Annotated in this window: 23 protein-coding genes and 1 tRNA gene; 9 read left to right on the forward strand and 15 right to left on the reverse strand. The window is 73.9% G+C overall.

All coding sequences use genetic code 11. From position 1 onward, the window contains the following. Positions 1 to 49: 49 nt before the first annotated feature. The gene (locus NI25_RS04380; protein WP_061441166.1) at positions 50 to 2,170 is read left to right on the forward strand and encodes an MDR family MFS transporter; all 2,121 of its coding nucleotides are present in this window, start codon (positions 50 to 52) and stop codon (positions 2,168 to 2,170) included. Here NI25_RS04380 and NI25_RS04385 read toward each other — a convergent pair. From NI25_RS04385 to NI25_RS04395, 3 genes are all read right to left on the reverse strand, one after another. Next, the gene (locus NI25_RS04385; protein ID WP_061441167.1) at positions 2,097 to 2,870 is read right to left on the reverse strand and encodes a sulfite exporter TauE/SafE family protein; all 774 of its coding nucleotides are present in this window, start codon (positions 2,868 to 2,870) and stop codon (positions 2,097 to 2,099) included. The two genes, NI25_RS04380 and NI25_RS04385, sit on opposite strands and share 74 nt — an antisense overlap. A 61-nt stretch (positions 2,871 to 2,931) precedes the next feature. Continuing rightward, complete coding sequence (locus NI25_RS04390) at positions 2,932 to 4,455, reverse strand: long-chain-fatty-acid--CoA ligase (protein ID WP_061441168.1); 1,524 nt, start codon at positions 4,453 to 4,455, stop codon at positions 2,932 to 2,934. Positions 4,456 to 4,513: 58 nt separating this feature from the next. Further along, on the reverse strand, positions 4,514 to 5,701 hold the full coding sequence (locus NI25_RS04395; RefSeq protein WP_061441169.1) for a thiolase family protein: 1,188 nt from the start codon (positions 5,699 to 5,701) through the stop codon (positions 4,514 to 4,516). A 192-nt stretch (positions 5,702 to 5,893) separates the two neighbouring features. Between NI25_RS04395 and NI25_RS04400 the strand changes: the two genes are divergently transcribed. The 8 genes from NI25_RS04400 to NI25_RS04435 all read left to right on the forward strand — a co-directional run bounded on the left by NI25_RS04400 (position 5,894) and on the right by NI25_RS04435 (position 12,281). Beyond that, positions 5,894 to 6,703 carry an alpha/beta hydrolase gene (locus NI25_RS04400; protein WP_061441170.1) on the forward strand — a complete coding sequence of 270 codons (810 nt, stop codon included), beginning with the start codon at positions 5,894 to 5,896 and terminating at the stop codon, positions 6,701 to 6,703. Between the two features lie 69 nt (positions 6,704 to 6,772). Continuing rightward, complete coding sequence (locus NI25_RS04405; protein WP_233520834.1) at positions 6,773 to 7,093, forward strand: WhiB family transcriptional regulator; 321 nt, start codon at positions 6,773 to 6,775, stop codon at positions 7,091 to 7,093. Beyond that, on the forward strand, positions 7,039 to 7,371 hold the full coding sequence (locus tag NI25_RS04410; RefSeq protein ID WP_061441171.1) for a DUF3140 domain-containing protein: 333 nt from the start codon (positions 7,039 to 7,041) through the stop codon (positions 7,369 to 7,371). The genes NI25_RS04405 and NI25_RS04410 overlap by 55 nt, the downstream gene beginning before the upstream one ends. 2 nt (positions 7,372 to 7,373) lie before the next feature. Further along, positions 7,374 to 8,024: a hypothetical protein gene (locus NI25_RS04415; RefSeq protein ID WP_061441172.1), complete on the forward strand. Its 651-nt coding sequence runs from the start codon at positions 7,374 to 7,376 to the stop codon at positions 8,022 to 8,024. Positions 8,025 to 8,126: 102 nt separating this feature from the next. Beyond that, positions 8,127 to 8,996: a hypothetical protein gene (locus NI25_RS04420; RefSeq protein WP_061441173.1), complete on the forward strand. Its 870-nt coding sequence runs from the start codon at positions 8,127 to 8,129 to the stop codon at positions 8,994 to 8,996. A gap of 126 nt (positions 8,997 to 9,122) precedes the next feature. After that, positions 9,123 to 10,523: a glutamine synthetase family protein gene (locus NI25_RS04425; RefSeq protein WP_061441174.1), complete on the forward strand. Its 1,401-nt coding sequence runs from the start codon at positions 9,123 to 9,125 to the stop codon at positions 10,521 to 10,523. A 1-nt stretch (position 10,524) separates the two neighbouring features. After that, entirely contained in the window at positions 10,525 to 11,673 is a 1,149-nt protein-coding gene (locus NI25_RS04430) for an amidohydrolase family protein (RefSeq protein WP_061441175.1), read from the forward strand. 80 nt (positions 11,674 to 11,753) lie between these two features. Then, entirely contained in the window at positions 11,754 to 12,281 is a 528-nt protein-coding gene (locus NI25_RS04435; RefSeq protein WP_061441176.1) for an NUDIX hydrolase family protein, read from the forward strand. A 12-nt stretch (positions 12,282 to 12,293) separates the two neighbouring features. Here NI25_RS04435 and mnhG read toward each other — a convergent pair whose 3' ends face one another. From mnhG to NI25_RS04495, 12 genes are all read right to left on the reverse strand, one after another. After that, entirely contained in the window at positions 12,294 to 12,659 is a 366-nt protein-coding gene (gene mnhG, locus NI25_RS04440) for a monovalent cation/H(+) antiporter subunit G (RefSeq protein WP_061441177.1), read from the reverse strand. After that, positions 12,656 to 12,973, reverse strand: a complete 318-nt coding sequence (locus NI25_RS04445) for a monovalent cation/H+ antiporter complex subunit F (protein ID WP_061441178.1) — start codon at positions 12,971 to 12,973, stop codon at positions 12,656 to 12,658. The genes mnhG and NI25_RS04445 overlap by 4 nt, the downstream gene beginning before the upstream one ends. After that, positions 12,970 to 13,569 carry a Na+/H+ antiporter subunit E gene (locus NI25_RS04450; protein ID WP_061441179.1) on the reverse strand — a complete coding sequence of 200 codons (600 nt, stop codon included), beginning with the start codon at positions 13,567 to 13,569 and terminating at the stop codon, positions 12,970 to 12,972. The genes NI25_RS04445 and NI25_RS04450 overlap by 4 nt, the downstream gene beginning before the upstream one ends. Further along, positions 13,566 to 15,263: a Na+/H+ antiporter subunit D gene (locus NI25_RS04455; RefSeq protein WP_061441180.1), complete on the reverse strand. Its 1,698-nt coding sequence runs from the start codon at positions 15,261 to 15,263 to the stop codon at positions 13,566 to 13,568. The genes NI25_RS04450 and NI25_RS04455 overlap by 4 nt, the downstream gene beginning before the upstream one ends. Next, positions 15,260 to 16,024: a Na(+)/H(+) antiporter subunit C gene (locus NI25_RS04460; protein WP_061441181.1), complete on the reverse strand. Its 765-nt coding sequence runs from the start codon at positions 16,022 to 16,024 to the stop codon at positions 15,260 to 15,262. The genes NI25_RS04455 and NI25_RS04460 overlap by 4 nt, the downstream gene beginning before the upstream one ends. Then, positions 16,021 to 18,924, reverse strand: a complete 2,904-nt coding sequence (locus NI25_RS04465; protein WP_061441182.1) for a Na+/H+ antiporter subunit A — start codon at positions 18,922 to 18,924, stop codon at positions 16,021 to 16,023. Before NI25_RS04465 ends, NI25_RS04460 begins: the two co-directional genes overlap by 4 nt. A gap of 116 nt (positions 18,925 to 19,040) precedes the next feature. Beyond that, positions 19,041 to 19,114: transfer RNA gene (locus NI25_RS04470), tRNA-Pro, on the reverse strand. A 105-nt stretch (positions 19,115 to 19,219) separates the two neighbouring features. After that, positions 19,220 to 20,548, reverse strand: a complete 1,329-nt coding sequence (locus tag NI25_RS04475; RefSeq protein ID WP_061441183.1) for an MFS transporter — start codon at positions 20,546 to 20,548, stop codon at positions 19,220 to 19,222. A gap of 157 nt (positions 20,549 to 20,705) precedes the next feature. Then, entirely contained in the window at positions 20,706 to 21,065 is a 360-nt protein-coding gene (locus NI25_RS04480) for an MmcQ/YjbR family DNA-binding protein (RefSeq protein WP_007389074.1), read from the reverse strand. A 30-nt stretch (positions 21,066 to 21,095) separates the two neighbouring features. Continuing rightward, positions 21,096 to 21,653, reverse strand: a complete 558-nt coding sequence (locus NI25_RS04485; protein WP_061441184.1) for a GNAT family N-acetyltransferase — start codon at positions 21,651 to 21,653, stop codon at positions 21,096 to 21,098. Further along, a complete protein-coding gene (locus NI25_RS04490) occupies positions 21,650 to 22,228 on the reverse strand; it encodes a helix-turn-helix domain-containing protein (RefSeq protein ID WP_061441185.1) in 579 nt (192 codons plus the stop codon). Before NI25_RS04490 ends, NI25_RS04485 begins: the two co-directional genes overlap by 4 nt. A 46-nt stretch (positions 22,229 to 22,274) precedes the next feature. Further along, a complete protein-coding gene (locus tag NI25_RS04495) occupies positions 22,275 to 23,177 on the reverse strand; it encodes a LysR family transcriptional regulator (protein ID WP_061441186.1) in 903 nt (300 codons plus the stop codon). Positions 23,178 to 23,199 lie beyond the last annotated feature (22 nt).

A 23,199-nucleotide genomic window follows, 5' to 3' on the forward strand; every position in this document is an offset into this window, starting at 1 on the left:
CGGACCGTCCCCGCATGCGTGGCCGGTGCACCGGTGTGATCGTGGCCGCGTGACAGTCGCCGAGGAAACGCCACGGACCGCCGCCGCCCAGCCGCCCGTGCTGGACCGCCGGCGCCGCAACGTCGTCTTCGTCACGATCATGCTCGGCATGCTGCTCGCGGCCCTGGACCAGACGATCGTCGGCACCGCGCTGCCCACCATCGTGTCGGACCTGGGCGGTGCCGAACACATGTCGTGGGTGGTGACCTCGTACCTGCTCGCCGAGACCGTGGCGACGGTGCTGGTCGGCAAGTTCGGCGACCTGTTCGGGCGCAAGGCGGTCTTCCAGGTGTCCGCGGTCGTGTTCATCACCGGCTCGTTCCTGTGCGGGCTGGCGACCAACATGCCGCTGCTGATCGTCTGGCGGGCGGTGCAGGGCGTCGGCGCGGGCGGCCTGATGGTGACGTCGATGGCGCTGATCGCGGACGTGATCCCGCTGCGGGAGCGCGGCAAGTACCAGGGCGCGATCGGCGCGGTGTTCGGGGTCGCGACGGTCGTCGGGCCGCTGCTGGGCGGGCTGTTCACCGACCATCTGTCCTGGCGCTGGGCGTTCTACGTCAACGTGCCCATCGCGGTCGTCGTCGTGGTCGCCGCCGCCCGCACCATCCCGGTGGTGAAGTCGGCGGCCCGTCCCGTGATCGACTACCTGGGCATCGCGCTGGTGGCGGTCGGGGCGAGCGCGCTGATCCTGGCGACGAGCTGGGGCGGCAACGAGTACGCCTGGGGCTCGGCGGTGATCGTCGGGCTGTTCGCGGGCGGGCTGGTCGCGCTCGGCCTGTTCTGCTGGGCGGAGACCCGGGCGGCCGAACCGATGCTGCCGATGCGGCTGTTCTCCAACCCGGTGTTCACGGTCTGCTCGATCCTCAGCTTCATCGTCGGGTTCGCGATGCTGGGGGCGCTGACGTATCTGCCGACGTATCTGCAGTACGTGGACGGCGACTCGGCCACGGTCTCCGGGGTGCGGACGCTGCCGATGGTGGCGGGGCTGCTGATCGCGTCGGTGTTCAGCGGCAACGTGGTCAGCAAGACGGGGCGCTACCGGCTGTTCCCGATCGCGGGCACGCTGGTGATGGGCGTCGGCCTGTACCTGATGTCGCTGATGGGTCCGGACACGGGCGCGTGGCTGGAGTCGCTGTACATGTTCGTGCTGGGCACGGGCATCGGGCTGTCCATGCAGGTGCTGACCATCGCCGTGCAGAACACGGTCGAGTACTCCGACCTCGGCACCGCGACCTCCGGCGTCACCTTCTTCCGCACGCTGGGCAGTTCCTTCGGCACCGCCGTGTTCGGCACGATCTACGCCAACTCGCTGGGTCCCCGCCTGCGCGACGGGGTCGCGGCGGCGGCCCGCACCGGTGCCGCCGACCCGGCGGTGATCGCCAGGGCGTCGACCAGTCCGGAGGGCGTGCACCGGCTGCCGCCCCCGGCGTCGGCTCCGATCGTCGGCGCGTACGCGGACACCATCCAGACCGTGTTCCTGTGGACGGTGCCGGTCGCGGTCCTGGGCTTCGTCGTCGCCCTGTTCCTCAAGCAGGTCCGGCTGCGCGACAGTGCCCGCGCGGGTTCCACGGACATGGGTGAGGGCTTCGCCTCACCGCACGACGCGAGCAGCAGGCGGGCCCTGGAGGCGTCCGTCGGGAAGGTCATCGGCGGTACGGAGCTGGACACCGCGCGCCGGATCGTCGCGGACAGCGACACGCGGTTGGACGTCGCGGGGGCCTGGGCCGTGATGCAGGTCGAGCTGTTCACGCGGCTGGTCGGGCACGCCAGCCTCGGTCTGATCGCCGCCCGCCGCCGGCTGCCGCCGGAGGTGCTGCTGCCGGTCTTCGACCGGATGGTGGAGGAGGGGTTCCTCACCCGGCACGGCTCCCTGCTCTCGCACACCGACGCGGGCGCCCGCGAGGCCCTGGTGATCGGCCGGGCCTGGGCGGCCTGGCTGGAGGAGCGGGTGGAGCGGGACATCGGGCGGCCGACGGACACGGAGCTGCGCGCCGCCGTCGACGCCATCGCCAAGCGCCTGCTGGTGGAGGACCTCAGCAACGGGCTCCCCCAGCGGATCAGGCAAGGAGAAGCTGCAGACCGCCCACAACCGTCGCCGCGATCACCAGACGCTCGAACAGGCGTTGGTTGATCCGGTCGACGGCCCACTTGCCGAGGAACGCGCCGGGCACCACGAAGACGACCAGCACCGCGTCGAGCAGCAGCGAGTGGCCGTCGATCAGTCCGAGCCCCGCGCTGAAGGGCAGCTTGGAGACGTTGACGATCAGGAAGAAGAACGCCGAGGTGCCCAGGAAGCCGAGCTTTCGGAATCCCGCGGAGAGCAGGTACATCGACATCACCGGGCCGCCCGCGTTGGCGACCATGGTGGTGAACCCGCCCAGGACGCCGTACGAGCGGGCCTTCGCGCGGCCGGTGCGCGAGGCGACCCCGTCCGGCTGCCCGGCGGCGTCGGCCTGCCGCCGGCGCCACACCGTCACCCCGGCCATGAACAGCAGGATCACGCCGATCGACGTGCGCACGACCGCGTCGTCCGCCCACACCAGGAACAGGGTGCCGACCACCACGCCGACGCCGACCGCCGGGAACAGCCGCCACAGGGTGGGCCAGTGCGCGTGGCGCCGGTAGGTGAGGACGGCGAGGACGTCCCCGGCGATCAGCACCGGCAGCAGGATGCCGGTGGAGGCGCGGGCCGGCAGGACAGCCGCGAAGATCGCGAGGCTGACCGTGTTGGCCCCGCTCACCGCGGTCTTGGAGAAGCCGACGAGCAGTGCCGCGAAGGCGAGGGCGGCGAACTCCCAGCCGGTGAGGTGCCAGAGCGTGATGGTGTCCATGCGGGCACCGATGCTATGCGCACCCCACCGGCGCCGTGAGCACCGTCTCGCCCATTGATCCTCAGCGGCCGGTGTACCGCGCCCTCAGCTCCCGCTTGAGCACCTTCATGCTCGGCCCGAGCGGCAGCTCGTCCGCGAACTCCACCCGGCGCGGGTACTTGTGGCGGCCGAGATGCTCCTTGGACCAGTCCGTGATCTCGCCGGCGTCCGGCGCGGCCCCGGACCCGGTGCCCGGGGCGCGCACGACGACGGCGCAGACCTCCTCGCCGTGCAGCTCGTCCGGGAGTCCGATGACGGCGACCTGGGCGATGCCGGGGTGGCGCATCAGCACCTCCTCGACCTCCCGCGGATAGACGTTGTAGCCGCCCCGGATGATCACGTCCTTCTTCCGGTCGACGATCCGGAGGAACCCGTCCTCGTCCTTGGTGCCGAGGTCCCCGGTGCGGAACCAGCCGTCGACGAGCGCCTCGGCGGTGGCCTCGGGGCGGCCGAGGTAGCCGGAGAAGACGTTGTGGCCGCGCACGACGACCTCGCCCAGTTCGCCGGCCGGCAGCAGTTCCACGGCGTCTTCGACGTCCGCGCGGGCGATCTCCACGTCCACGCCCCACAGCGGGTGGCCGATGGTGCCGGGCCGGGCGCCGAACACCGGCTGGTTCACGGCCGCCGCCGGCGAGGTCTCCGAGAGTCCGTACCCCTCGTAGATCTTCGCCCCGAACGCCGCCTCGAACCGCTCCAGGACGGCCACCGGGAGCGAGGCACCGCCGGAGACGCACACCCGCAGCTCGGGCAGGGCCCCGGCACCGGCCGCCGCGGCGGCGAGGGCGACGAACATGGTCGGCACCCCGTGGAAGGTGTTGACCTTCTCCTTCACCATCAGGTCGATCGCGCGTGCCGCGTCGAAGCGCGGCAGCAGGACGAGGGTCGCGCCGGCCCGCCAGGTGGAGTTCAGGGAGACGGTCTGGCCGAAGGCGTGGAAGAGGGGCAGTGCGCCGAGCGCGACGTCGTCGGGGCGGATGTCGTTGGCGTCGAAGGCGTTGACCGTCGCGTTCATCACCAGGTTGAAGTGGCTGAGCACGGCGCCCTTGGGCACGCCGGTCGTGCCGCTGGTGTAGAAGACGACGGCCGGGTCGTCGGCGTTCCGGGTGACGTACGAGGGCAGGGGCTCGGCGTCCGCGGCGAGCTTGCCGAACTCGTCGCCGAGCGTGACCATCCGTACGCCGGTCGCCCGCGCGGCGGCGGCCCCGGTCTCCGCCTGCGCCGGGTGGCACAGCAGCAGGGTGGCGCCGCTGTCGCGCAGGACGTGCTCGACCTCGGCCGCCGACAGCAGCAGGTGCACGGGGACGACGACGGCGCCGGCCGCGGCGGCGGCGTAGTACGCCTGCGGGAAGTCGGCGGTGTTGGGCGCCATCAGGGCCACCCGGTCCCCCGGCCGGACGTCCAGGCCGACGAGGGCACCGGCCTGGGCGAGGGCCCGCCGCCACACCTCGGCGAAGGTCAGGCGCAGGTCGCCCTCGACCAGCGCCTCCTTGTCGGGACGGCGCCGGGCGTTCTCGGCGAGGACGGCGGCGACGGAGAGGGTTGCCATGGGGTGTTGCTCCGTTTCCTTGCTGCGGCTCTGCAGAAATGGCTCCAGGCGGGCGGCCCTAGTGGCGTTCGACCAGGACCGCGCTGCCCTGCCCCACGCCCACGCACATCGTGGCCAGCCCGCGGCCGGCCCCCGTGCGGCGCATGCGGTGGAGCAGGGTGGTGAGGATGCGGGCGCCGGAGCAGCCGAGCGGGTGGCCCAGCGCGATGGCGCCGCCGGTCGGGTTGACCAGGCCGGGGTCGATGCCGAGCCGGTCGACGCAGGCGAGTGCCTGGGCGGCGAACGCCTCGTTGAACTCGGCCTCGGCGAGGTCGCCGACGCTCCAGCCGGCCCGGGCGAGGACCTTGCGGGTGGCGGGGACCGGGCCGATGCCCATGACGTCGGGGTGGACACCGGCCGAGCCGCCGGCGACGTAGCGGCCCAGCGACTCGAGGCCGAGGTCGTTCAGGGCCTCCTCGCTGACCAGGAGCAGGCCGGCGGCGCCGTCGTTCATCGGCGAGGCGTTGCCCGCGGTGACCGTGCCGCCGGGGCGGAAGACCGGCTTCAGGCGCCCCAGCTTCTCCAGGGAGGTGTCCTCGCGGACGCACTCGTCGGTGTCGACGACCACGCCGTCGGGACGCTCGACGGGGAGGATCTCGTCGTCGAAGTGGCCGTTCTTCCGGGCTTCGGCGGCGAGGCGGTGGCTGCGCAGGGCGAACGCGTCCTGGCGCTCGCGCGGGACGCCGTACCGCTCGGCGACCTCCTCGGCCGTCTCGCCCATGGCCAGCAGGCCGTGCAGCTCCTTCATCGCCGGGTTGACCAGGCGCCAGCCGAGCCGGGTGTCGGCGGTCTCCATGCGGTGCGGCAGCGCCTCGTCGGGCCGGGGCAGCACGAAGGGGGCACGGCTCATGGACTCGGAGCCGCCCGCGAGCACGATGTCGGCCTCGCCGGCGGCGATGGTGCGGGCGGCGGCGGTGACGGCCTCCAGGCCGGAGGCGCAGAGCCGGTTGACGGTGGCGCCGGGCACGGTCTCGGGCAGGCCCGCGAGGAGGGCGGCCATCCGGGCGACGTTGCGGTTGTCCTCGCCGGCCTGGTTGGCGGCGCCCCAGTACACGTCGTCGATCCGGGCGGGGTCCAGTGCGGGCACGTCGGCGACCAGGCCCCGGATCACCGCGGCGGCGAGGTCGTCGGGCCGTACGGTCGACAGGGAACCGCGCAGCTTGCCGATCGGGGTGCGGCGGGCGGCCGCGAAGTGGACGGGACGCACGTGGGACTCCTGACCGTCGTCGCGCCGGCTCCGGACGGCGCACCGCCGCCGCGTCGTCCACCGCGAACCTTGATGAGCACTACCCTTAATTAGCACTGCTAGTTTTGGACTATAGACCGCCGGACGGCGTCCTGGGAAGATCCCCCCGACAACGGACAACGCACGACCGTCGCCGACCCAGCCGGAGGAGACATGGCGGAGACCCGCGAGCACACCCTGACCGGAACACGGGGACGGATCGCCGTCCGCGAGTGGCCCGCCGGGCAGCCGCGCTACGTCGCCGTGCTGGTCCACGGGTACGGCGAGCACTCCGGCCGCTACGAAGAGGTGGCCGGCGTCCTCACCGGTCACGGCGCGGCCGTCTACGCCCCGGACCACGTGGGGCACGGGCGCTCGGAGGGCGAGCGGGTGGTGGTCGAGGACTTCGAGGACGTGGTCAGCGACGTGCACGCCGTGGCGGAGCTCGCCCGGGCCGCCCACCCCGGCCTGCCGGTCGTCATGGTCGGACACTCCATGGGCGGTCTCATCGCCTCGCGGTACGCCCAGCGCCACCCCGGGGAGCTGACGGCGCTGGTGCTGTCGGGACCGGTCATCGGCGACTGGGAGCTGCCGCGCCGGCTGCTCGCCCTGGACGAGATCCCCGACACCCCGATCAGCCCGGCCTCGCTCTCCCGCGACCCGGCGGTGGGGGCGGCGTACGCGGCGGACCCGCTGGTCTGGCACGGGCCGATGAAACGGCCGACCCTGGAGGCGTTCGTGCGGACGCTGGAGACGGTGGCCAAGGGCGGCGACGTCGGCCGGCTGCCGCTGCTGTGGGTGCACGGGGACGACGACCGACTGGTGCCGCTGCCCGGCAGCCGCGTCGGCGTCGAACCGCTGAGCGGCGGCGACCTCACCGAGCGGATCTACCCGGGCGCCCGGCACGAGCTCTTCAACGAGACCAACCGGGACCAGGTGTTCACGGACGTCACGCGCTTCCTGGACGGCGTGCTCGCCCGCTGATCCCGGCGCGGCGTCCGCCCGGAGTGCGCCCCGCGTTTGCCCGTGCGCCCCATGGGCACCCGCGCCGGCATGAAGTGGTTGCGCCGCGCCGCCTGCGTGGACGAGGACCCCGATCTGTTCTTCCCGGTGGGCACCGCAGGACCCGCCCTGCGGGACACGGAGGCCGCCAGGCGGGTCTGCGCCGGATGCCCGGTGACCCCCGAGTGCCTGACGTATGCGCTGGAGTCGGGGCAGACGTCGGGCGTGTGGGGCGGCACGGACGAGGCGGAGCGCGTCGCGCTGCTCCGGCTGACCACGCAGCACGCACGTACGCACGACGAAATGAGGGACACCTCATGGCCGACGCCCTCGAACTCGACGCGCTGTGGGAGGACTTCCACCGCGTGGTGAACATGACCTCCGCGGAACTCGCGGACTGGCTCCGGGTGCGCGACTCGGGCGAGCTGACCGAGCCGCTGCCGGACGACGCCGGACCGCCGCTGGGGCAGCACGTCCTGGCGATCCTGCAGAAGCGGCGCACCGACCTGACGGAGGACGACCTGCGGGCGATGCGCAAGGTCGTGGACACCGTCACCTCGCAGACCGACCTGGAGAACGAGCCCGAGGCCGAGGACACCCGTCTGCGGCACCGGCTCATGACGGTCGGTCACGACCCGCTCAAGCCGTAGCCGTGGGCCGCGACGAACGACGGATCGTCGGCGGCCTCGTCGGCGCACACGGGCAGACGTACGCCGACGAGGCGGGCATCCGGTTGAAGAACACGCCGCAGCCGCTGTACCGGCTGCTGGTCCTCGCGCATCTGCTCAGCGCCCGCATCGGCGCGCCCATCGCGGTCGCCGCCGCCCGCGCCCTGAGCGAGGCGGGGCTGCGCGACCCCCGCCGCATGGCCGGCGCCGACTGGCAGCAACGCGTGGACGCGCTCGGCCGGGGCGGCTACCGGCGCTACGACGAGCGCACCGCCACCCAGCTCGGCGAGGGCGCCGAACTGCTGACCGAGCGGTGGGGCGGAGACCTGCGCAAGCTGCGCGACGAGGCGGACGGCGAGGTGTCGGACGAGCGGCGGCTGCTCCAGGAGTTCCCCGGTGTGGGGCCGACCGGCGCGGACATCTTCCTGCGGGAGGCCCAGTCGGTCTGGCCGGAGGCGGCCCCCTACCTGGACCGCAAGGCCCTCCAGGGTGCCGAGCGCCTCGGTCTGCCCGACGACCCGGACCGGCTCCTCTCCCTGGCCGGGACGACGGAACCGGCCGTCCTCGCGGCGGCGCTGGTGCGGGCGGCGGTGGACAAGGACGTCGCCGAGGACGCCCTCCACCACGCGGCCTGAGCGGGGGCGGCCCCTCACCCGAACAGGCCCGTGCGCTGGTGCGCCCCCGGTCCCGGTGATGCCCTGAGGACACCGTTTCCCGTCCCAGGAGGGCATCCCGCGATGAGCCGTCGTCCGTCCCACCCCGTCCGTCTCCTGGCCTCCGCCCTGGCGGCGGGCGCGCTGCTGACCACAGCGGCCTGCTCGGACGGCGGCGGCTCTCGGAGCGCCTCGGACACCGCCGCCGAACAGGCCGGGGTCGCCGAGCAGAACGCGGCGAAGCAGACCCCGAGCGGTTCCCCCACGACCTCCCCGACCGGCTCGCCCAGCGCCTCCCCGGGCACCCTCACCGAGGCCGGCGCCAAGGCCGCCCTGCTCACCGAGGCCGACCTGGAGGGCGACTGGAACCAGGTCCAGGACGCGGACAAGTGGCGCGACCGGCTGCTCGTCGGCGAGGTGGACGTGGCCGCTTTCCTCTCCGCGAAGGCCGAGGCGGCGGAGTGTCAGCAGCTGCTCGACGGGCTCTACCGCGACAACCTGCTGGGCGAGCCCTCGGGGCCGTCCGCGCTCACCGGCTTCGAGCAGGGTGACTCCCGCCTCCTGGAGCAGGTCGCCGGGTACGACCGCGCCGGTCTCGACGACCGCATGAAGTGGCTGGACTCCCTGCCGCAGACGTGCGACGAGTTCACCGCGACCGACTCCGACGGCGACAAGCGCACCGTCCAGGTGACCGAGGCCTCGCTGCCCGACGTGGGTGACGCCCGCGAGGGCCTGCACGTGACCGTGCAGGGAAGCGCCGACGCCACCCCGGTCACGCTCACCCTGGACGTCGCCGCCGTACGCGTCGGCACCTCCGCCCTCACCATCACCGGCGGAGGCCTGGACGGCGGGCAGGCCTCCTCCGTCGAGCGCGGCGTGCGCCAGGGAACCGAGCGCCTGCAGACCGTCCTGGACGGCGGGACCCCCTCGCCGCAGCCCACCAACCTGGACTGACCTCCTCCGGGGCGTCCCGGGCGGCTTTCCCCGCGTCGTGCGCACATCCGGCGAAACCCGGACAGCGTGATCACCGGGCGGCACAATGGTCCGCGACGGACGGCGCACGCGCGAAGGAGCCGAGACGTGAGCGAGAGCGACCCCGTGCCCGGCGGGCGCCCCGGAGAAGTGGAGCGGGCCACCGCGCTGAGCGGCGAGCTGACCGGGCAGGGCGTGCACGGCGTGGTGCTGGCCTACGTCGACACGGCCGGGATCGCCCGGGTGAAGACCGTGCCCACCGCGAAGCTCGCTCCCGCCGCGGCCTGGGGCGTCGGCATGTCACCGGTGTTCGACACCTTCCTCGCCGACGACTCGATCGTCACCACGGACGTCCTCGGCTCCCCCGACGGCGACCTGCGCCTCTACCCCGACCTCGACCGGCTGACCGTGCTGGCGGCGCAGCCCGGCTGGGCGTGGGCCCCGGTCGACCGGATCACACAGGAGGGCGCACCGCATCCGGCGTGCGGGCGCACCGTGCTGCGCCGGACCGTGGCCGGGGCGGCCGAGCGGCACGGCGTCGCCTTCAAGGCCGCCGTAGAGATCGAGTGGGCCGTGGGCCGGGGCGACGCCGAGGGCGACGCGTTCGTCCCGGCGGTCTCCGGCCCCGCGTACGGCGCCGTTCGGCAGATCGAGCTGAGCGACTGCGCAGCCGACCTGCTGGCGGCGCTCGCGGCGCAGGGCGTGGACGTGGAGCAGTTCCATCCCGAGTACGCGGCGGGACAGTTCGAGCTCTCGGTGGCCGCGCTCGACCCGGTGGCCGCGGCCGACCACAGCGTGCTGGTGCGGCAGACGATCCGGGCCGTGTCCCGGCGGCACGGGCTGCGCGTGTCCTTCGCCCCGGCGGTCCTCGGGCAGGGCGTCGGCAACGGCGGGCACCTCCACCTCTCCGCCTGGCGCGAGGGGGCGAACCTGCACGCGGGCGGCACGGGCCGCTACGGCATGACCGCCGAGGCCGAGTCCTTCGTGGCCGGAGTCCTCGGCCGGCTCCCGGCGCTCACGGCGATGACCGCGCCCAGCCCCGCCAGCCGGCTGCGGTTGCGCCCCTCGCAGTGGGCGGGCGTGTTCACCGCCTGGGGCCGGGAGACCCGCGAGGCAGCGCTGCGGATCGTCACCGGCACCGCCGGGATCCGCGACCGCGCGGCCAACCTGGAGGTCAAGCCGGTCGACCTCGCCGCCAACCCCTACCTCGCCCTCGCCTCGGTGATCGCCGCGGGCCTCGACGGGCTCGCCTCGTCCGCGCCGCTTCCGGAGGAGACCACCGGCGACCCGGCCCGGCTCGACCCCGCCGTGGCAAAGGCCCGGGGCGTGCGGCGGCTGCCGGTCACGCTCACGGAGTCGGTGGCGGCCTTCCGTACGGACGACGTGCTCAGGACCGCGCTGGGGCCGGTGCTGGCCGACGCGGTGATCGCCGTGCGGCTGGGCGAGGCCGCCGCGGCCGAGGGACTGGACGACGACGGTGTGGCGGCGGCCTACCGCTGGAAGTACTGAGATGGCCGCCGGGGCCGTGCACGAGCGGCTCGCCGCGCTGGACCTGGTGGACCACCACTGCCACGGCGCGGTGACCGAGGACCTGGACCGCACCGGGTTCGAGGCACTGCTCACCGAGGGCGAGGCGTGGCCCGGCGTCTCCCCCTTCGACAGCCCCGTCGGCCTCGCCGTACGCCGGCACTGCGCCCCCCTGCTCGACCTGCCGCGCCACGCCCCCGCCGACGCGTACGTGGCCCGGCGCGCGGAACTGGGTGCGGCCGAGGTCAACCGGCGGTTCCTGCGGGCCGCGGGCGCCGACGTGTTCTGCGTGGACACGGGGTTCGCCCCGCACCCCGTGACGGGTCCGGCCGAGCTGGCCGCGGCAGCCGGTGCGACGGCGTACGAGGTGGTCCGGCTGGAGAGTGTCGCGGAGGCGGTGGCGGCGGGCGGTGTCGAGCCGGACGCGTATGCGGAGGCGTTCCGCACGGCCGCGTGGGAGGCGGTGCGGCGGCCGGGCGTGGCGGGCGTCAAGTCGGTGGCGGCCTACCGCACCGGCTTCGACCTCGACCCGGCCCGTCCCTCGCCCGCCGAGGTCACCCGGGCAGCCGCGGGCTGGCTCGCGCGCGGCGCGGGCCGGCTCGACGACCCGGTGCTGGTGCGGGAGCTGCTGTGGACCGCCGTGGACCTCGGCCGGCCGCTGCAACTGCACACGGGGTTCGGGGACGGTGACATCCGCTTGCACCGGGTGGACCCCACCCTGCTGACCGACTGGCTGCACCTGACCGCCGGCACGATCCCGGTCCTGCTGCTGCACTGCTGGCCCTACCAGCGCCAGGCGTCCTACCTGTCGGCGGTCTTCGAGCGGGTGTTCCTCGACGTGGGGCTCACGCTGCACCACGTCGGCCCCGCCCGGGCGGGCGCGGTCCTGGCGGAGGCACTGGAGATCACCCCGTTCCGCAAGCTGCTGTACAGCTCCGACGCCTACGGGGTGGCCGAGTTCCACCACCTGGGGGCGCTCGCCTTCCGCCACGGGCTGGCCGGGCTGCTCCAGGAGCGGGTGGACGCCGACGAGCTGTCCCTGCCCGACGCGCTGCGCCTCGCCCGCTGGGCCGGGCGCGACAACGCCCGCCGGGCCTACGGGCTCCCCGGCGGTCCGGCGGACGACGGCTGAGCGGGGTGGGACGGGTCACAGTCCCGGAGCGCCGCCCGGGACTCTCGAACGGCTGAAAGTATGATCAAGCGATGTCTGACATGACCGAGACCACGCCGGGCTGGCTGACGACGGACGAGCTGGAGATGGCACGCGCCCGCATGCCGATCCTGTACGTCGAGGCCGTGCCCGTACGCGTGGACGACAGCGGCGAAGTCACCAGCGTCGGCCTGCTCCTGCGCATCGGGCCCGACGGAACGGTCAGCCGGACGCTGGTCTCCGGCCGGGTGCTGCACCACGAGCGGGTGCGGGACGCCCTGCTGCGCCACCTGGAGAAGGACCTCGGTCCGGTGGCGCTGCCCCGGGTGCCGGCCTCGCTCCAGCCGTTCACGGTGGCCGAGTACTTCCCGACGCACGGTGTCACGCCGTACCACGACCCCCGGCAGCACGCGGTCTCGCTCGCCTACGTCGTGCCGGTGACCGGCGACTGCCGGCCGCGCCAGGACGCCCTCGACCTGGTCTGGTTCGATCCGCGCGAGGCTCTGTCCGAGGCGGTGCGCAGCGAGATGCCGGGCGGGCACGGAGTGCTGCTGAAGCAGGCACTGGCGCACGTGGGCTGCGTGGGCTGACCGCCTCCCGGGCTACTCCTCGTGCCGGTCCCCGTCGCTCAGCTGCGGGTCCAGGTCGTCCCTGAGCAGTCCCCGGGAGCCCGTCTGCCCGGTGCGGTAGGCGGAGCGGGCCACCAGGTGGGAGGCGACCGGGCCGGTGAGGAACTGGAAGAAGACGATGAGCGCGAGCGTGCCCACGTCGGTGCCGTGGCGCAGACGCAGCCCCACCCCGGCGAGGACGAGGAGCATGCCGAGCGTCTGCGGCTTGGTCGCCGCGTGGCTGCGGGAGAGCACGTCGGGGAAGCGGAGCATCCCGATCACCCCGAGCAGGCACTGCAGGCAGCCGAGGAACAGCAGGACGGTCCCGGCCAGGTCGGCGGCCTCGGCCCAGGCGTTCACCGGTGGTCCTGCCTGCCGTCCGGCCGCACCGAGGGCCGGTCGCGTACGGCGATGAAGCGGGCGATGCCCACCGAACCGCTGAAGCCGAGGAAGGCGAGCACCAGCATCACGGGGAAGTAGAAGGAGTCGCGGTCGTGGGCGGCCTTGACGCCGATGCCGGCGATGATGAGCGCCGCGAGCACGTCGAGGGCGACGGCGCGGTCGAGCATCGAGGGGCCGTACCAGATCCGGTACAGCAGCAGGGCGCCGGCGACGAGGATCATCGCGAGCGAGGCGACGAGCAGGGCGTCTTCGACGGCGTGCAGGGTGGTCACGACGGGAGGTCACCTTCCGGTACGGGACGGGCGGCGTCCGCGATGTCCTCGGCGGTGCCGAAGGCTCGGGCGACGAGTTCCTCCATGCGCCACACCTGCCGCCGGGCGCCCTCGATCTCGCCGGGGTTGCCCGCGTCGAGGACGTGCAGGAACAGGGTGGCCGTGGACCGGCGCACCTCGATCACGGAGCCGCCGGGGACGTTGGAGACGGCGACCGCGGTGGCCGTGAGCATGAGGTCGCTGCGCACCCGCAGCGGGACGGCGACGACCGCGGCGTGGTAGGGGCCCTTGGCGAAGATCTGCCGGGTGACCTCGACGCTGGAGGAGAACATGTCGTACAGCAGGTAGGCGGCGAGGCGCAGGATGCCCAGGGGGCGCAGCCTGAGGCCGATGTCCACGGCGGGCAGCGGGAAGGCCAGGCACAGGCAGACCGCGACGAGGACGCCGTTGACGAGGTTGGCCCAGGTCGGGCTGCCCCACAGCAGGATCCAGATGACGGTGAGCCAGCCGACGAGCGGCAGGTCGAGCACGCGTCGGCCGCGGCCGAGGCGGAAGGACCAGCTGTAGGGCGAGCGGTCGCGGAAGAGGTTGCTCACCGGCCGAGCACCGCCTCGATGTAGGGGGTGCGGGCGAGGAGTTCGGTGGCGGCGGCCTGGGTGAAGGTGGTGAGGGGGCCGCCGAGCACCGTGTACGAAAGGCCGAGGGCGACGGCGGCGCCGGTCGCCGCCGTCATGGGCCAGGGCAGCCGTTTGGTGGTGGTGATGGACTGCCCCAGGAAGCCCTCGGAGACCACGGCGCCCGCCGGCACCGGCAGCCCGGCCCCGGCCCCGCTCCCCGCACCGGCGTCCCGGCCCGGGCCGGTGCCTCTCCCCGGGCCGCTCGCCCTCCCCTCCTCCCCGTCGTCCTCGTCGTCGCCCGGTTCGTCGTCCTCGGCGGACTCCAGCACCACGCCCTCCTCCTCGGCTCCCGGCGGAGCGTCGCGCCAGAACGCGAGGTTCCACACCTTCGCCATGACATAGAGGGTGAGCAGGCTGGTCGCCGCGGACCCGGCGACCAGCGCCCAGGCCCAGCCGCCGCCCGCGTCGACACCGGCCCGCATCAGGCCGAGCTTGCCGATGAACCCGGACAGCGGCGGGATGCCCGCGAGGTTCATGGCGGGCACGAAGAACAGCACGGCGAGCAGCGGTGCCGCCTTCGCCAGGCCGCCGAGGCGGGTGAGTTCCGTGGTGCCGTCGCGCCGCTCGATGAGCCCGGCGACGAGGAACAGGGTGGTCTGCACGGTGATGTGGTGGGCCACGTACACGATCGCGCCGCTGATCGAGCCGTGCCCGGCGAGCGCGATGCCGAAGACCATGTAGCCGATGTGGCTGATGAGGGTGAAGGACAGCACCCGCTTGAGGTCGGTCTGCGCCACGGCGCCGAGGATGCCCACGACCATGGAGGCGAGGGCGGCGAGCATCAGCAGGTCGCCCAGGCGGTGGCCGGGGAAGAGCAGGGTCTGGGTGCGCAGCATCGAGTAGACGCCGACCTTGGTCAGCAGCCCCGCGAACACCGCGGTGACGGGCGCGGGCGCGGTCGGGTAGGAGTCGGGCAGCCAGGCCGCCAGCGGAAACACGGCCGCCTTGATGGCGAAGACCGTCAGCAGCATGGCCTCCAGCAGGGTGCGCACCCCCAGCGGCACCTCCTGGAGCCGCAGGGAGAGCTGGGCGAGGTTCACGGTCCCGGCGACCGCGTAGGTCATGGCGATGGCGACCAGGAAGAGCACGGAGGAGAACAGCGAGATGATCACGTACGTCGATCCGGCGCGGATCCGGGTCGCGGTGCCCCCGATGGTGAGCAGGACGAAGCTGGCGACGAGCATGATCTCGAAACCGACGTAGAGGTTGACGAGGTCGCCGGCGAGGAAGGTGCAGGAGACGCCCGCCACGAGGATGAGGTAGGCGGGGTGGAAGACGCCGACCGGCGCCTGGTCGTCGCGGTCGGCCATGCCCTGGCCGAGGGAGTACACGAGGACCAGCAGGGTGACGGCGCTGGAGACGGTGAGCATCAGTCCCGCCAGCCGGTCCGCGACGAGGGTGATGCCGACCGGCGGCGCGAAGTCGCCGAGGTGCACGCTGAGCGGGCCGTGGCGGTCGGCGGCCACCATGAGCACCACGGAGAGCACCAGGACCGCGCCGAGCACCGCGATGCTGATGAAGCGCTGCAGCCGGTGCAGCCGGGGCCCGATGGCCAGCTTGAGGCCGGTGACGCACAGGGGCAGCAGGACGGGGAGCGGGACGAGCGCGTTCACCTGGTTCCTTCCGTGCCGGCGCCGCCCGGGTCGTCGGGCTGGTCGGGCTGCGGGTGGCCGGAGTCCTCGCCGGGGCGGGAGTCGGGCTCGCGACCCGTCTCCTCGGGGTCGTTGGAGGGCCCGGCGATCCGGGCCGGGGCCGGTCCGGGGCGGCCCGCGGCGTCGGTGGAGCCCAGCTCGCGGCCTTCCCGGTAGTCCTCGGGGTCGGCGCCGAGGATGTCGTTCCAAAGGTTGCCGGAGACGTCGTTGGCGCGGGCCTGGTAGGCGCGTTCCCGGCGGACCCGGCGGCGGAGCCGTTTGCGGGCGGCGCGGTAGCGGGCGCGCTGCTCGGCGTCGGCGCCGCCGTCCCCGGCGCGGGCCTCGCGGTAGCGGTCGCGGAGTTGGCCGCGCCGGTCGAGGAACTCGGCGCGCAGGGCGACCAGCCGGTCCTCGGTGTCGTCGCTGATCTCGTCGGAGCCGGTGACCTGGTGGCTGCGGTAGGCCATGGAGAGCAGGAACGCGGTGGTGGCGAGGGTGATGACGATCGCGGTGAGGGCGACGGCCTGGGGCAGGGGGTCGGTGACGCGGTTGCGGATGATGTGCGGGTAGAGCAGCGGAGCCTCGCCCGCACTGCCGGTGGAGGCGAGGACCAGCAGGTTGACGCCGTTGCCGAGGACGACGGCGCCGAGCAGGATCCGGGTCAGCGACCGGGTCAGCAGCAGGGTGGCGCCGACGGCGTTGAGGACGGCGGCGGCCACGAGCAGGGAGAGGCTGACGGTCATGCGCGGCCCGCCTCGGGGCGTGGGGCGGCCCGTTCGATCTGGCGGTCGATCCGGGCGCCGAGGGCCCGCACGATGTCCTGGACCACGCCGAGGACGAGGAGGTAGACCCCGCAGTCGAAGAGGACGGCGGTGGACAGGTGGGCCTCGCCCCACACGGGCAGGTGGCCGTGCCAGGTCCAGCCGTGCAGCACCGTCCCCTCGCCGAGGCCGCCCAGCGCGATGCCCGTGGACAGGAACAGCCCGAGTCCGGTGAACAGACCCGGTTTGAAGGGCACCGCTTCGGCGAGTTCGTGCCGGCCGCCGGCGAGGTAGCGGGCGATGAAGGCGACGCCGGCGGTCAGGCCCGCGACGAAGCCGCCGCCCGGCAGGTTCTCGGCGCACAGCAGCAGGTAGACGGAGAGGACGAGGACGGGGTGGAAGATGAGGCGGGAGACCACTTCCAGGACGAGGGAGCGGCGCTCGGGGGCGAGGGTGGCGCTGGCGGCGAGCCAGGTCCGCTCCGGCGCCCCTTCGTCGCCGCTGGGCAGCCCCGCCGACTCGTACTCGCTCGCCCGCCAGGCGGTGCGCAGTCCGGCGTGCGGGTGGTCGCCGGGCAGCGGCAGTACGGGCTGCTCGGCTCCGTCGGTGCGGCGGTGCAGGTAGATGAGGCTGGTGACGCCGATCGCGGCGGCGGCGAGCACCGCGGACTCTCCCATCGTGTCCCAGGCCCGCAGGTCGACGAGGATGGTCGCGACCACGTCCTTCAGGCCGTGGTGGGCGGTCTCCTCGACCATCGCGGCGCCCGCGCTGTCGGCCCGGCGGTGCCCCGCCGTGATCCATACGACCACGGCGACGGCGGCGCCGCCCGCGAGCGCCACCGGCATCCGCAGCAGGCGCCGCCACCGGCTGAACGTCTCCTCGAAGCGCACCGGCATGCGGCGCAGCACCAGCACGAAGACGATCATGGAGACGGTTTCCACGCAGAACTGGGTGAGCGCGAGGTCCGGCGCGCCCTGGGCGACGAAGAGCAGCGCGGTGCCGTAGCCGGTGAGCCCGGCGAAGACGACGGCCTTCATCCGGCGCCGTACGCGCAGGCACAGCAGGGCCGCGGCACAGGTCAGCAGGGCGACACCGGCCTGGGCCGGATGGTCCCAGAGCCTCGGGGCGGGCACCCCGGTCCAGGGTTCGTCGACGACGAGCACGGCGAGCTGCCCCGCGAGGACCACGCTCATGGTCGTCACCAGGTACACCGACAGCGAACCGCGCTGCACGAGTCCGGTGCATTGCAGGGCGGTGCGTTCCAGGGCGAGCAGCATCCGGCCGAAGACGAGGTCGGCGGAGCGCCAGGCGAGCTTCTGGCCGACCCGCACGACGGGGCTCGCGGCGAGGAACAGCAGGATCCCGCCCGCCCACGCCGCGCCGGACAGACCGAGGGCCGGGCCCGCTCCGTGCCACAGCGCGAGGTGGTAGGGGTGGGCGGGCGCGGGGAACTGCCCGGCGTAGGTGCCCAGCAGGCCCTGGAGCCAGGTCACCCCGGGTCCGAGGACGAGGCAGGCCACCGCGAGCACGGCGGGCGGTGCGAGGAAGACCGCCGGCACGCGGTGCGCGTCGGTGTCGGGCAGGCCGGGCTTGCGGGCGAAGGCGCCCCACAGGTAGCGCAGGGTGTAGGCGGTGGTGAGGGCCGAGCCGAGGACGGTCGCGGCGAGCGCCCAGCGGTCGCCGGTGCTCCCGTCCAGGAGCGCCTGGAAGGCGGCCTCCTTGGCGGTGAAACCGAGCAGGGGCGGTACGGCGGCCATGGACGCTCCGGCGGTCACGGCCACTGCGCACACGGCGGGCAGCCGGCGTCCGAGTCCGGAGAGCCGCCGCAGATCCCGGGTGCCGGTGGCGTGGTCGACGATGCCGGTGACCAGGAAGAGCGGCGCCTTGAACAGGGCGTGCCCGAGGATCATGGCGGTGGCGGCGAGGCCGGTGTCGTGGCGGCCGGCCCCGGTGAGGACGGTGAGGAAGCCGAGCTGGCTGACGGTGCCGTACGCGAGGACGAGCTTCAGGTCGTTCATCCGCAGTGCCCGCCACCCGGCCAGCAGCATCGTCACCGAGCCGGCCGCCAGCAGGAGCGGGCGCCAGGGCGTGACGTCGGCGAAGGCGGGGGCCAGCCGGGCGATGAGGTAGACGCCGGCCTTGACCATGGCGGCGGCGTGCAGATAGGCGCTGACCGGGGTGGGGGCGGCCATGGCGTTGGGCAGCCAGAGGCTGAAGGGCCAGATCGCGGACTTGGAGAGGGCGCCGACGAGGATCAGCACGATCGCCGTGGACAGCGCCGCCGACGGGGGCGGCGGGTCGGCCAGGATCGCCGAGACCCGGTAGGTGCCCGCCTCGTGGCCGAGGAACAGGAGGCCGACGAGCATGGTCAGGCCGCCGAGTGCGGTGACCGTCAGGGCCTGCAGGGCGCTGCGCCGGTTGCGCTTGTGGTCGCTGGACTGGCCGATCAGGAGGTAGGAGAAGACGGTCGTCAGCTCCCAGAAGATGTAGAGCAGGACCAGGTCGTCGGCGAGGACGAGCCCGAGCATCGCCCCGGCGAAGGCGAGCAGGTTGCCGGCGAACCTGCCGAGCTGACGCGAGCGGTCGTCGAAGTACGAGGCGCAGTAGACGAGGACGAGGGTGCCCACTCCCGCGGCGAGCAGCACCATCAGTTCGGCGAGGGCGTCCAGTCTCAGCGCCCAGTCCACCCGGTAGGCCGGCAGCCAGCGCCATGCGACGGTGTCCACGCCGCCCGCGGCCGTAGTGCTCCAGCGGGTGGCGGCCCACACGGTCGCCGCGGCGGGCGGCAGGGCCAGTACGAGAAAGGCACGGGTTCCGCACCGTCTCACCAGCGGCGCGGCGAACAGCGCGAGCGCGAAGTGGCAGAGGATGAGCGCGGACACCCGACAGTGATATATCGGGCATCTCGCCTGAGCGCCCAGGCACGCCGCAGGGAGAACAATCGAGGGGCGGTTCCGGATCTCTCCGGAACCGCCCCTCGGTCAACGACTGTCTCCAGTCGGGACGACAGGATTTGAACCTGCGACCCCTTGACCCCCAGTCAAGTGCGCTACCAAGCTGCGCCACGTCCCGTTGCCCGCCTGACCTGGGGTTTCCCCCGGCCGAACGTGCAGGAAAACCATACCGCACTCGGGCCGGTGGTCGCGCACGGCTTTCCCGGCGCGGCCTCCGGCGGCGTCAGCACTTCTGCGTGCGGGACGGCTCGGTCACGGCCGGGGTGCCGCCCGAGCCCGCCGCGGCCGCCTCCACCCGGACCAGCCCGCGCACCGCCGGTATCAGCAGCAGCGCCGCGCACACGGCGAAGCTGGTCGCACCCGCGACGAGCAGGACGTGGTCGGCGCCGAGGGCGGCCGCGGCCGGGCCCGCGAGAGCCTGGCCCACCGGCATCATCGCCAGCGAGCCCGCCACGTCGTAGGCGTGGATGCGGTTGAGGACGTCCGGCGGGACCTGGGTCTGCACGCTGGTCGCCCACATCACGCCCCAGAAGGACATGCCGGCCCCGGCGACGGCGGCCCCGGCCGCCATGGCGGGTACGCCGAGCCCGGCGCCGACGCTCGCGGGGAAGGCGGCGAAGCCGACGAGGGCGATCGCGCCGGCCCGGAGCATGCGCAGCGGCCTGAGCCGCAGGGCGAGCAGACCGCCCACGACGGTCCCCGCGCCCAGGGCGGAGTTGACCAGTCCGTAGGCGCGCGGACCGTGCTCCTGCACCACCTCGGTGGCGACCAGAGGAACGGTCGGGCCCCAGACGGCGATCATGTAGACGCACCAGACGGCTATGACGCTCCACAGCCACGGACGCGCGAGGAACTCCCGCCACCCCTGGACCAGATCGGCGCGGAAGGCCTTGCTCCCGCGGCCGGAGACCGCCCGACTGCCCGGCGGGAGCGGCGGCAGCCGGAGCAGCAGCAGGCACAGGGCGCTGACCGCGTACGTGGTGGCGTGGGCGGCGAAGACCCCGCCGGGTGAGGCGAAGCCGACCAGGAGACCGGCCACTGCGGGGCCGGCGAGCTGGGCGGCGGACTCGGCCACGCGTATCGCGCCGTTGGCGCCCTGGACGTCGGAGGCGAGCCGGGGCACGGTGCTGGCGACGCCGGGCTGGAAGACGGCGCCCGCGACGCCGTTGGCGAACCCGATGGCGCAGATCTGCCAGAGCACGACGTGTCCGGAGAAGAACAGGACGGCGGCCAGGGTTTGGGTGCCCAGCCGCACCAGGTCGGCGCCGATCATCAGTTTGCGGGTGCTGAAGCGGTCGGCGAGGACTCCGCCGAAGACGACCAGACCGGCGAAGGCGGCGGCGGTCGCGGCCATGGCGAGGCCGACCGCGCCCGCTCCGTACCCGTGCTGGAGCAGGCCTGCGGCGAGGGCGACGGGCAGCATGGTGTCGCCCAGCCGGGCCACGGCCCGGGCGGTGAAGAACAGCGCGAAGTCCCGCGACCAGACCGCTCGCGCCGCGGCCCGCTGCCCGCCCGCGCCCTCGCGCCCTGCGTGTGACGACGTACCGGCCATCCCGCTCTCCCCTCCCCTGCCGGTCCCCGCCGGCGAACCGCCCCTGCACCCCCGTCTCGCGCACCGTGCGTCCGACGGCCGGGACCCCCCTCCGGTCCCGGCCGTCACACACGTCTTCGGATCATGCCACGCGGCACTGACAACGCCCGAGGGGTTTTCAGCCGCCCGCGGGCAGCCCCAGCCGGGGGTGGGCCTCCAGCAGCCGGGTCGGGGCCGCCTGGCGCCAGGAGTCGGCGAGGATGTCGCGCAGCTCGTCCTCGCCCTCCAGGGCGGCGAGCCGGGCCCGTACCCAGGCGAACTGGGCCTCGTGGCCGGCGATCCAGAACTTCTCCGGTTCCGCGAGCACCAGTTCGTCGCGCTCCTCCTTCGGGCAGCGCACCGCGAGGGAGGTCTCCTCCTCGGGGAGCGTCGCGAACATCTTTCCCGCGACCCGGAAGGTGGGCATGCTCCAGGCGATCTTCTCCGTCGTGTCCGGCAGGGACAGGGCGATACGGCGTACGTCTTCTGCGTCCGGCATGACAGGCACGGTATCCGCCGGCACCGACAATCACCCGGCGACGGCGGGTGTGCCCGTCCGGCCGCCGTCCTGACCGCCGATCTGCTTGAAGTACAGCGTCGTCGGCCGCAGTTCCCCGTGCTGGTCCACCGCGTAGTCGGGGATCGTGCCGGCCCGCGTCCATCCGGCGGACCGGTAGAGGTGCTCGGCGGGGCTCCCCGTCTCGGTGTCCAGGTGGAGCAGGGTGACACCGGCCGCCGCGGCCGCCTCCTCGGCTGTGGTCAGCAGCCGGCGGCCCAGTCCCCGGCCGCGGGCCTCGCGGGACACCATGAGCTTGACCAGTTCCGCGCGGTGGCGGCTGTTCGGTTTGTCCGGCAGGGCCAGGCTCACGGTCCCGGTGACCCGGTCCTCCTCCCGCGCCACCCAGACGGCGAGCCGGCCGGCGGCCACCGCGGCGGCCCGCCCCCGCCACCAGTCGGCGGCCTCCTCGTGGCCGAGCGGGGCGAGGAAGCCGACGGAGGCGCCGCCCGCGACGGTGTCGGTCAGCAGACCGGCCAGGCCGTCCAGCAGCCCCGTCACCCCGTGCTCGTCGATGCGGTCCACGGTCACGGCAGGACCACCGCCAGCACGTAGCGCGCGGTCCCGGGTCCGGAGCACCGGAACCGCGTCGGCCCCCACACCCGCATCCGCAGGCAGTCCCCGGCGGCGAGGGCGTGCCGCACGTCCCCCGCCGTGATCTCCAAGGTCCCTTCCAGGAGCCAGACGTGCTGCTCCAGGCCGGGCACGGGCGGCCGGTCGTAGGCGATGTCGGCGCCCGCGGCGAGCCGCCCCTCGACGAGTTCGCCGCGCAGTCCGGCGTGCGGCGGCGACACCGAGCGGCGCGTGAACCCACCCGTGCGGTCCTTCCACACGGACTGCTCGGCCGCCCGCACCAGCGGCGCGGGTTCGCCCTCGACCTCGCCGAGCAGCCGGGACATGGTCCGCCCGTAGACCGCGCACAGGCGGTTCAGCACGGCGGCGGTGGGACTGGTCTCGGCCCGCTCGGCCCTGGACAGGGTGGAGCGGCTGACCCCGCTGCGCTCCGCCAGCTCCCCCAGCGACCAGCCGCGTTCGGCCCGCAGTTCGGCCAGCCGCGCCGCGAGGCGGGCGTCGACCGGATCCGTGCACGCGTCGTCTCGTGTCATATCCGGGAGGCTATCCCGGAAATGAGACAACGGAGTTACGGAAGCCTCACGCCCGCGCCGCCTCGCCGAGGGCCTCCAGCACCGGGCGGATCAGCGGGTGCTCCTCCGCCCCCCGGCGTACGGCCGCGAAGACGCGGCGGGTGGGGGCGACCCCGTCGACCGGGCGGACGACCACGCCGGTGAGGTCGGTGCCGTGCAGCGCCGAGCGGGGGACGAGGGCCACCCCCGCGTCGGCGGCGGCGAGGGACACCACGGCGCGGAAGTCGTCCGAGGAGTGTTCGAGGCGGGGCTGGAAGCCCGCGTTCTCGCAGGCCAGCACGACCACGTCGTGGCACGGGTTGCCCGGGTAGGGGCCGATCCAGGTGTCCTTGGCCAGCTCGGCGAGCGGGACCTCCGCGGCGCCGGCGAGGCGGTGGGCGACCGGGACGACCGCGTCGAAGGGCTCGGCGTACAGCGGGACGTGGGTCAGGCGCGGGTCGTCGGCGGCCGGCGCACCCCGGTACTCGACGGCCACGGCGACGTCGAGTCGGCGGTCGAGGAGCATCGGCAGGCTGGCGTCCCCCTCGGCGTCCTGGACGCGGACGCGGATGCCGGGCGCCGAGGCGGCGAGGCGCGCCAGGGCGGGCGCGACGACGAGGGCGATGCCGGTGGCGAAGGAGGCGACCGTGACCGTGCCGGCCTCGCCCGAGCCGTAGGCGGCCAGCTCCGCCTCCGCCCGCTCCAGCTGGGCGAGGACGGCGTTGGTGTGGCTGAGCAGGATCTCGCCCGCCGGGGTCAGCCGTACGCCCTTGGCGCCGCGCTCGACCAGGCGGTGCCCGGTCTCCTGCTCCAGGGCGGCGAGCTGCTGGGAGACCGCCGACGGGGTGAGGTAGAGCGCGGCGGCCGCCGCCGTCACGGTGCGGTGGTCCGCCACCGCTCGCAGGATGTGCAGCCGCCGCGCCTCGATCATGGGACCGATTCTCTCAGGTCAC

The sequence above is a fragment of the Streptomyces sp. CCM_MD2014 genome, assembly GCF_000772045.1.
GTDB lineage: Bacteria > Actinomycetota > Actinomycetes > Streptomycetales > Streptomycetaceae > Streptomyces > Streptomyces salinarius.

Excerpts from the sequence above, each read along its gene's own strand:
- NI25_RS04430 (WP_061441175.1), top strand. The coding sequence starts at position 10,525 with ATGGCCGCCGGGGCCGTGCACGAGCGGCTCGCCGCGCTGGACCTGGTG.
- NI25_RS04405 (WP_233520834.1), top strand. The coding sequence starts at position 6,773 with ATGAAGTGGTTGCGCCGCGCCGCCTGCGTGGACGAGGACCCCGATCTG.
- NI25_RS04385 (WP_061441167.1), bottom strand. The coding sequence starts at position 2,870 with ATGGACACCATCACGCTCTGGCACCTCACCGGCTGGGAGTTCGCCGCC.
- NI25_RS04410 (WP_061441171.1), top strand. The coding sequence starts at position 7,039 with ATGGCCGACGCCCTCGAACTCGACGCGCTGTGGGAGGACTTCCACCGC.
- NI25_RS04460 (WP_061441181.1), bottom strand. The coding sequence starts at position 16,024 with ATGACCGTCAGCCTCTCCCTGCTCGTGGCCGCCGCCGTCCTCAACGCC.
- NI25_RS04480 (WP_007389074.1), bottom strand. The coding sequence starts at position 21,065 with ATGCCGGACGCAGAAGACGTACGCCGTATCGCCCTGTCCCTGCCGGAC.
- NI25_RS04495 (WP_061441186.1), bottom strand. The coding sequence starts at position 23,177 with ATGATCGAGGCGCGGCGGCTGCACATCCTGCGAGCGGTGGCGGACCAC.
- NI25_RS04435 (WP_061441176.1), top strand. The coding sequence starts at position 11,754 with ATGACCGAGACCACGCCGGGCTGGCTGACGACGGACGAGCTGGAGATG.
- NI25_RS04490 (WP_061441185.1), bottom strand. The coding sequence starts at position 22,228 with ATGACACGAGACGACGCGTGCACGGATCCGGTCGACGCCCGCCTCGCG.
- NI25_RS04475 (WP_061441183.1), bottom strand. The coding sequence starts at position 20,548 with ATGGCCGGTACGTCGTCACACGCAGGGCGCGAGGGCGCGGGCGGGCAG.
- NI25_RS04400 (WP_061441170.1), top strand. The coding sequence starts at position 5,894 with ATGGCGGAGACCCGCGAGCACACCCTGACCGGAACACGGGGACGGATC.
- NI25_RS04420 (WP_061441173.1), top strand. The coding sequence starts at position 8,127 with ATGAGCCGTCGTCCGTCCCACCCCGTCCGTCTCCTGGCCTCCGCCCTG.
- NI25_RS04390 (WP_061441168.1), bottom strand. The coding sequence starts at position 4,455 with ATGGCAACCCTCTCCGTCGCCGCCGTCCTCGCCGAGAACGCCCGGCGC.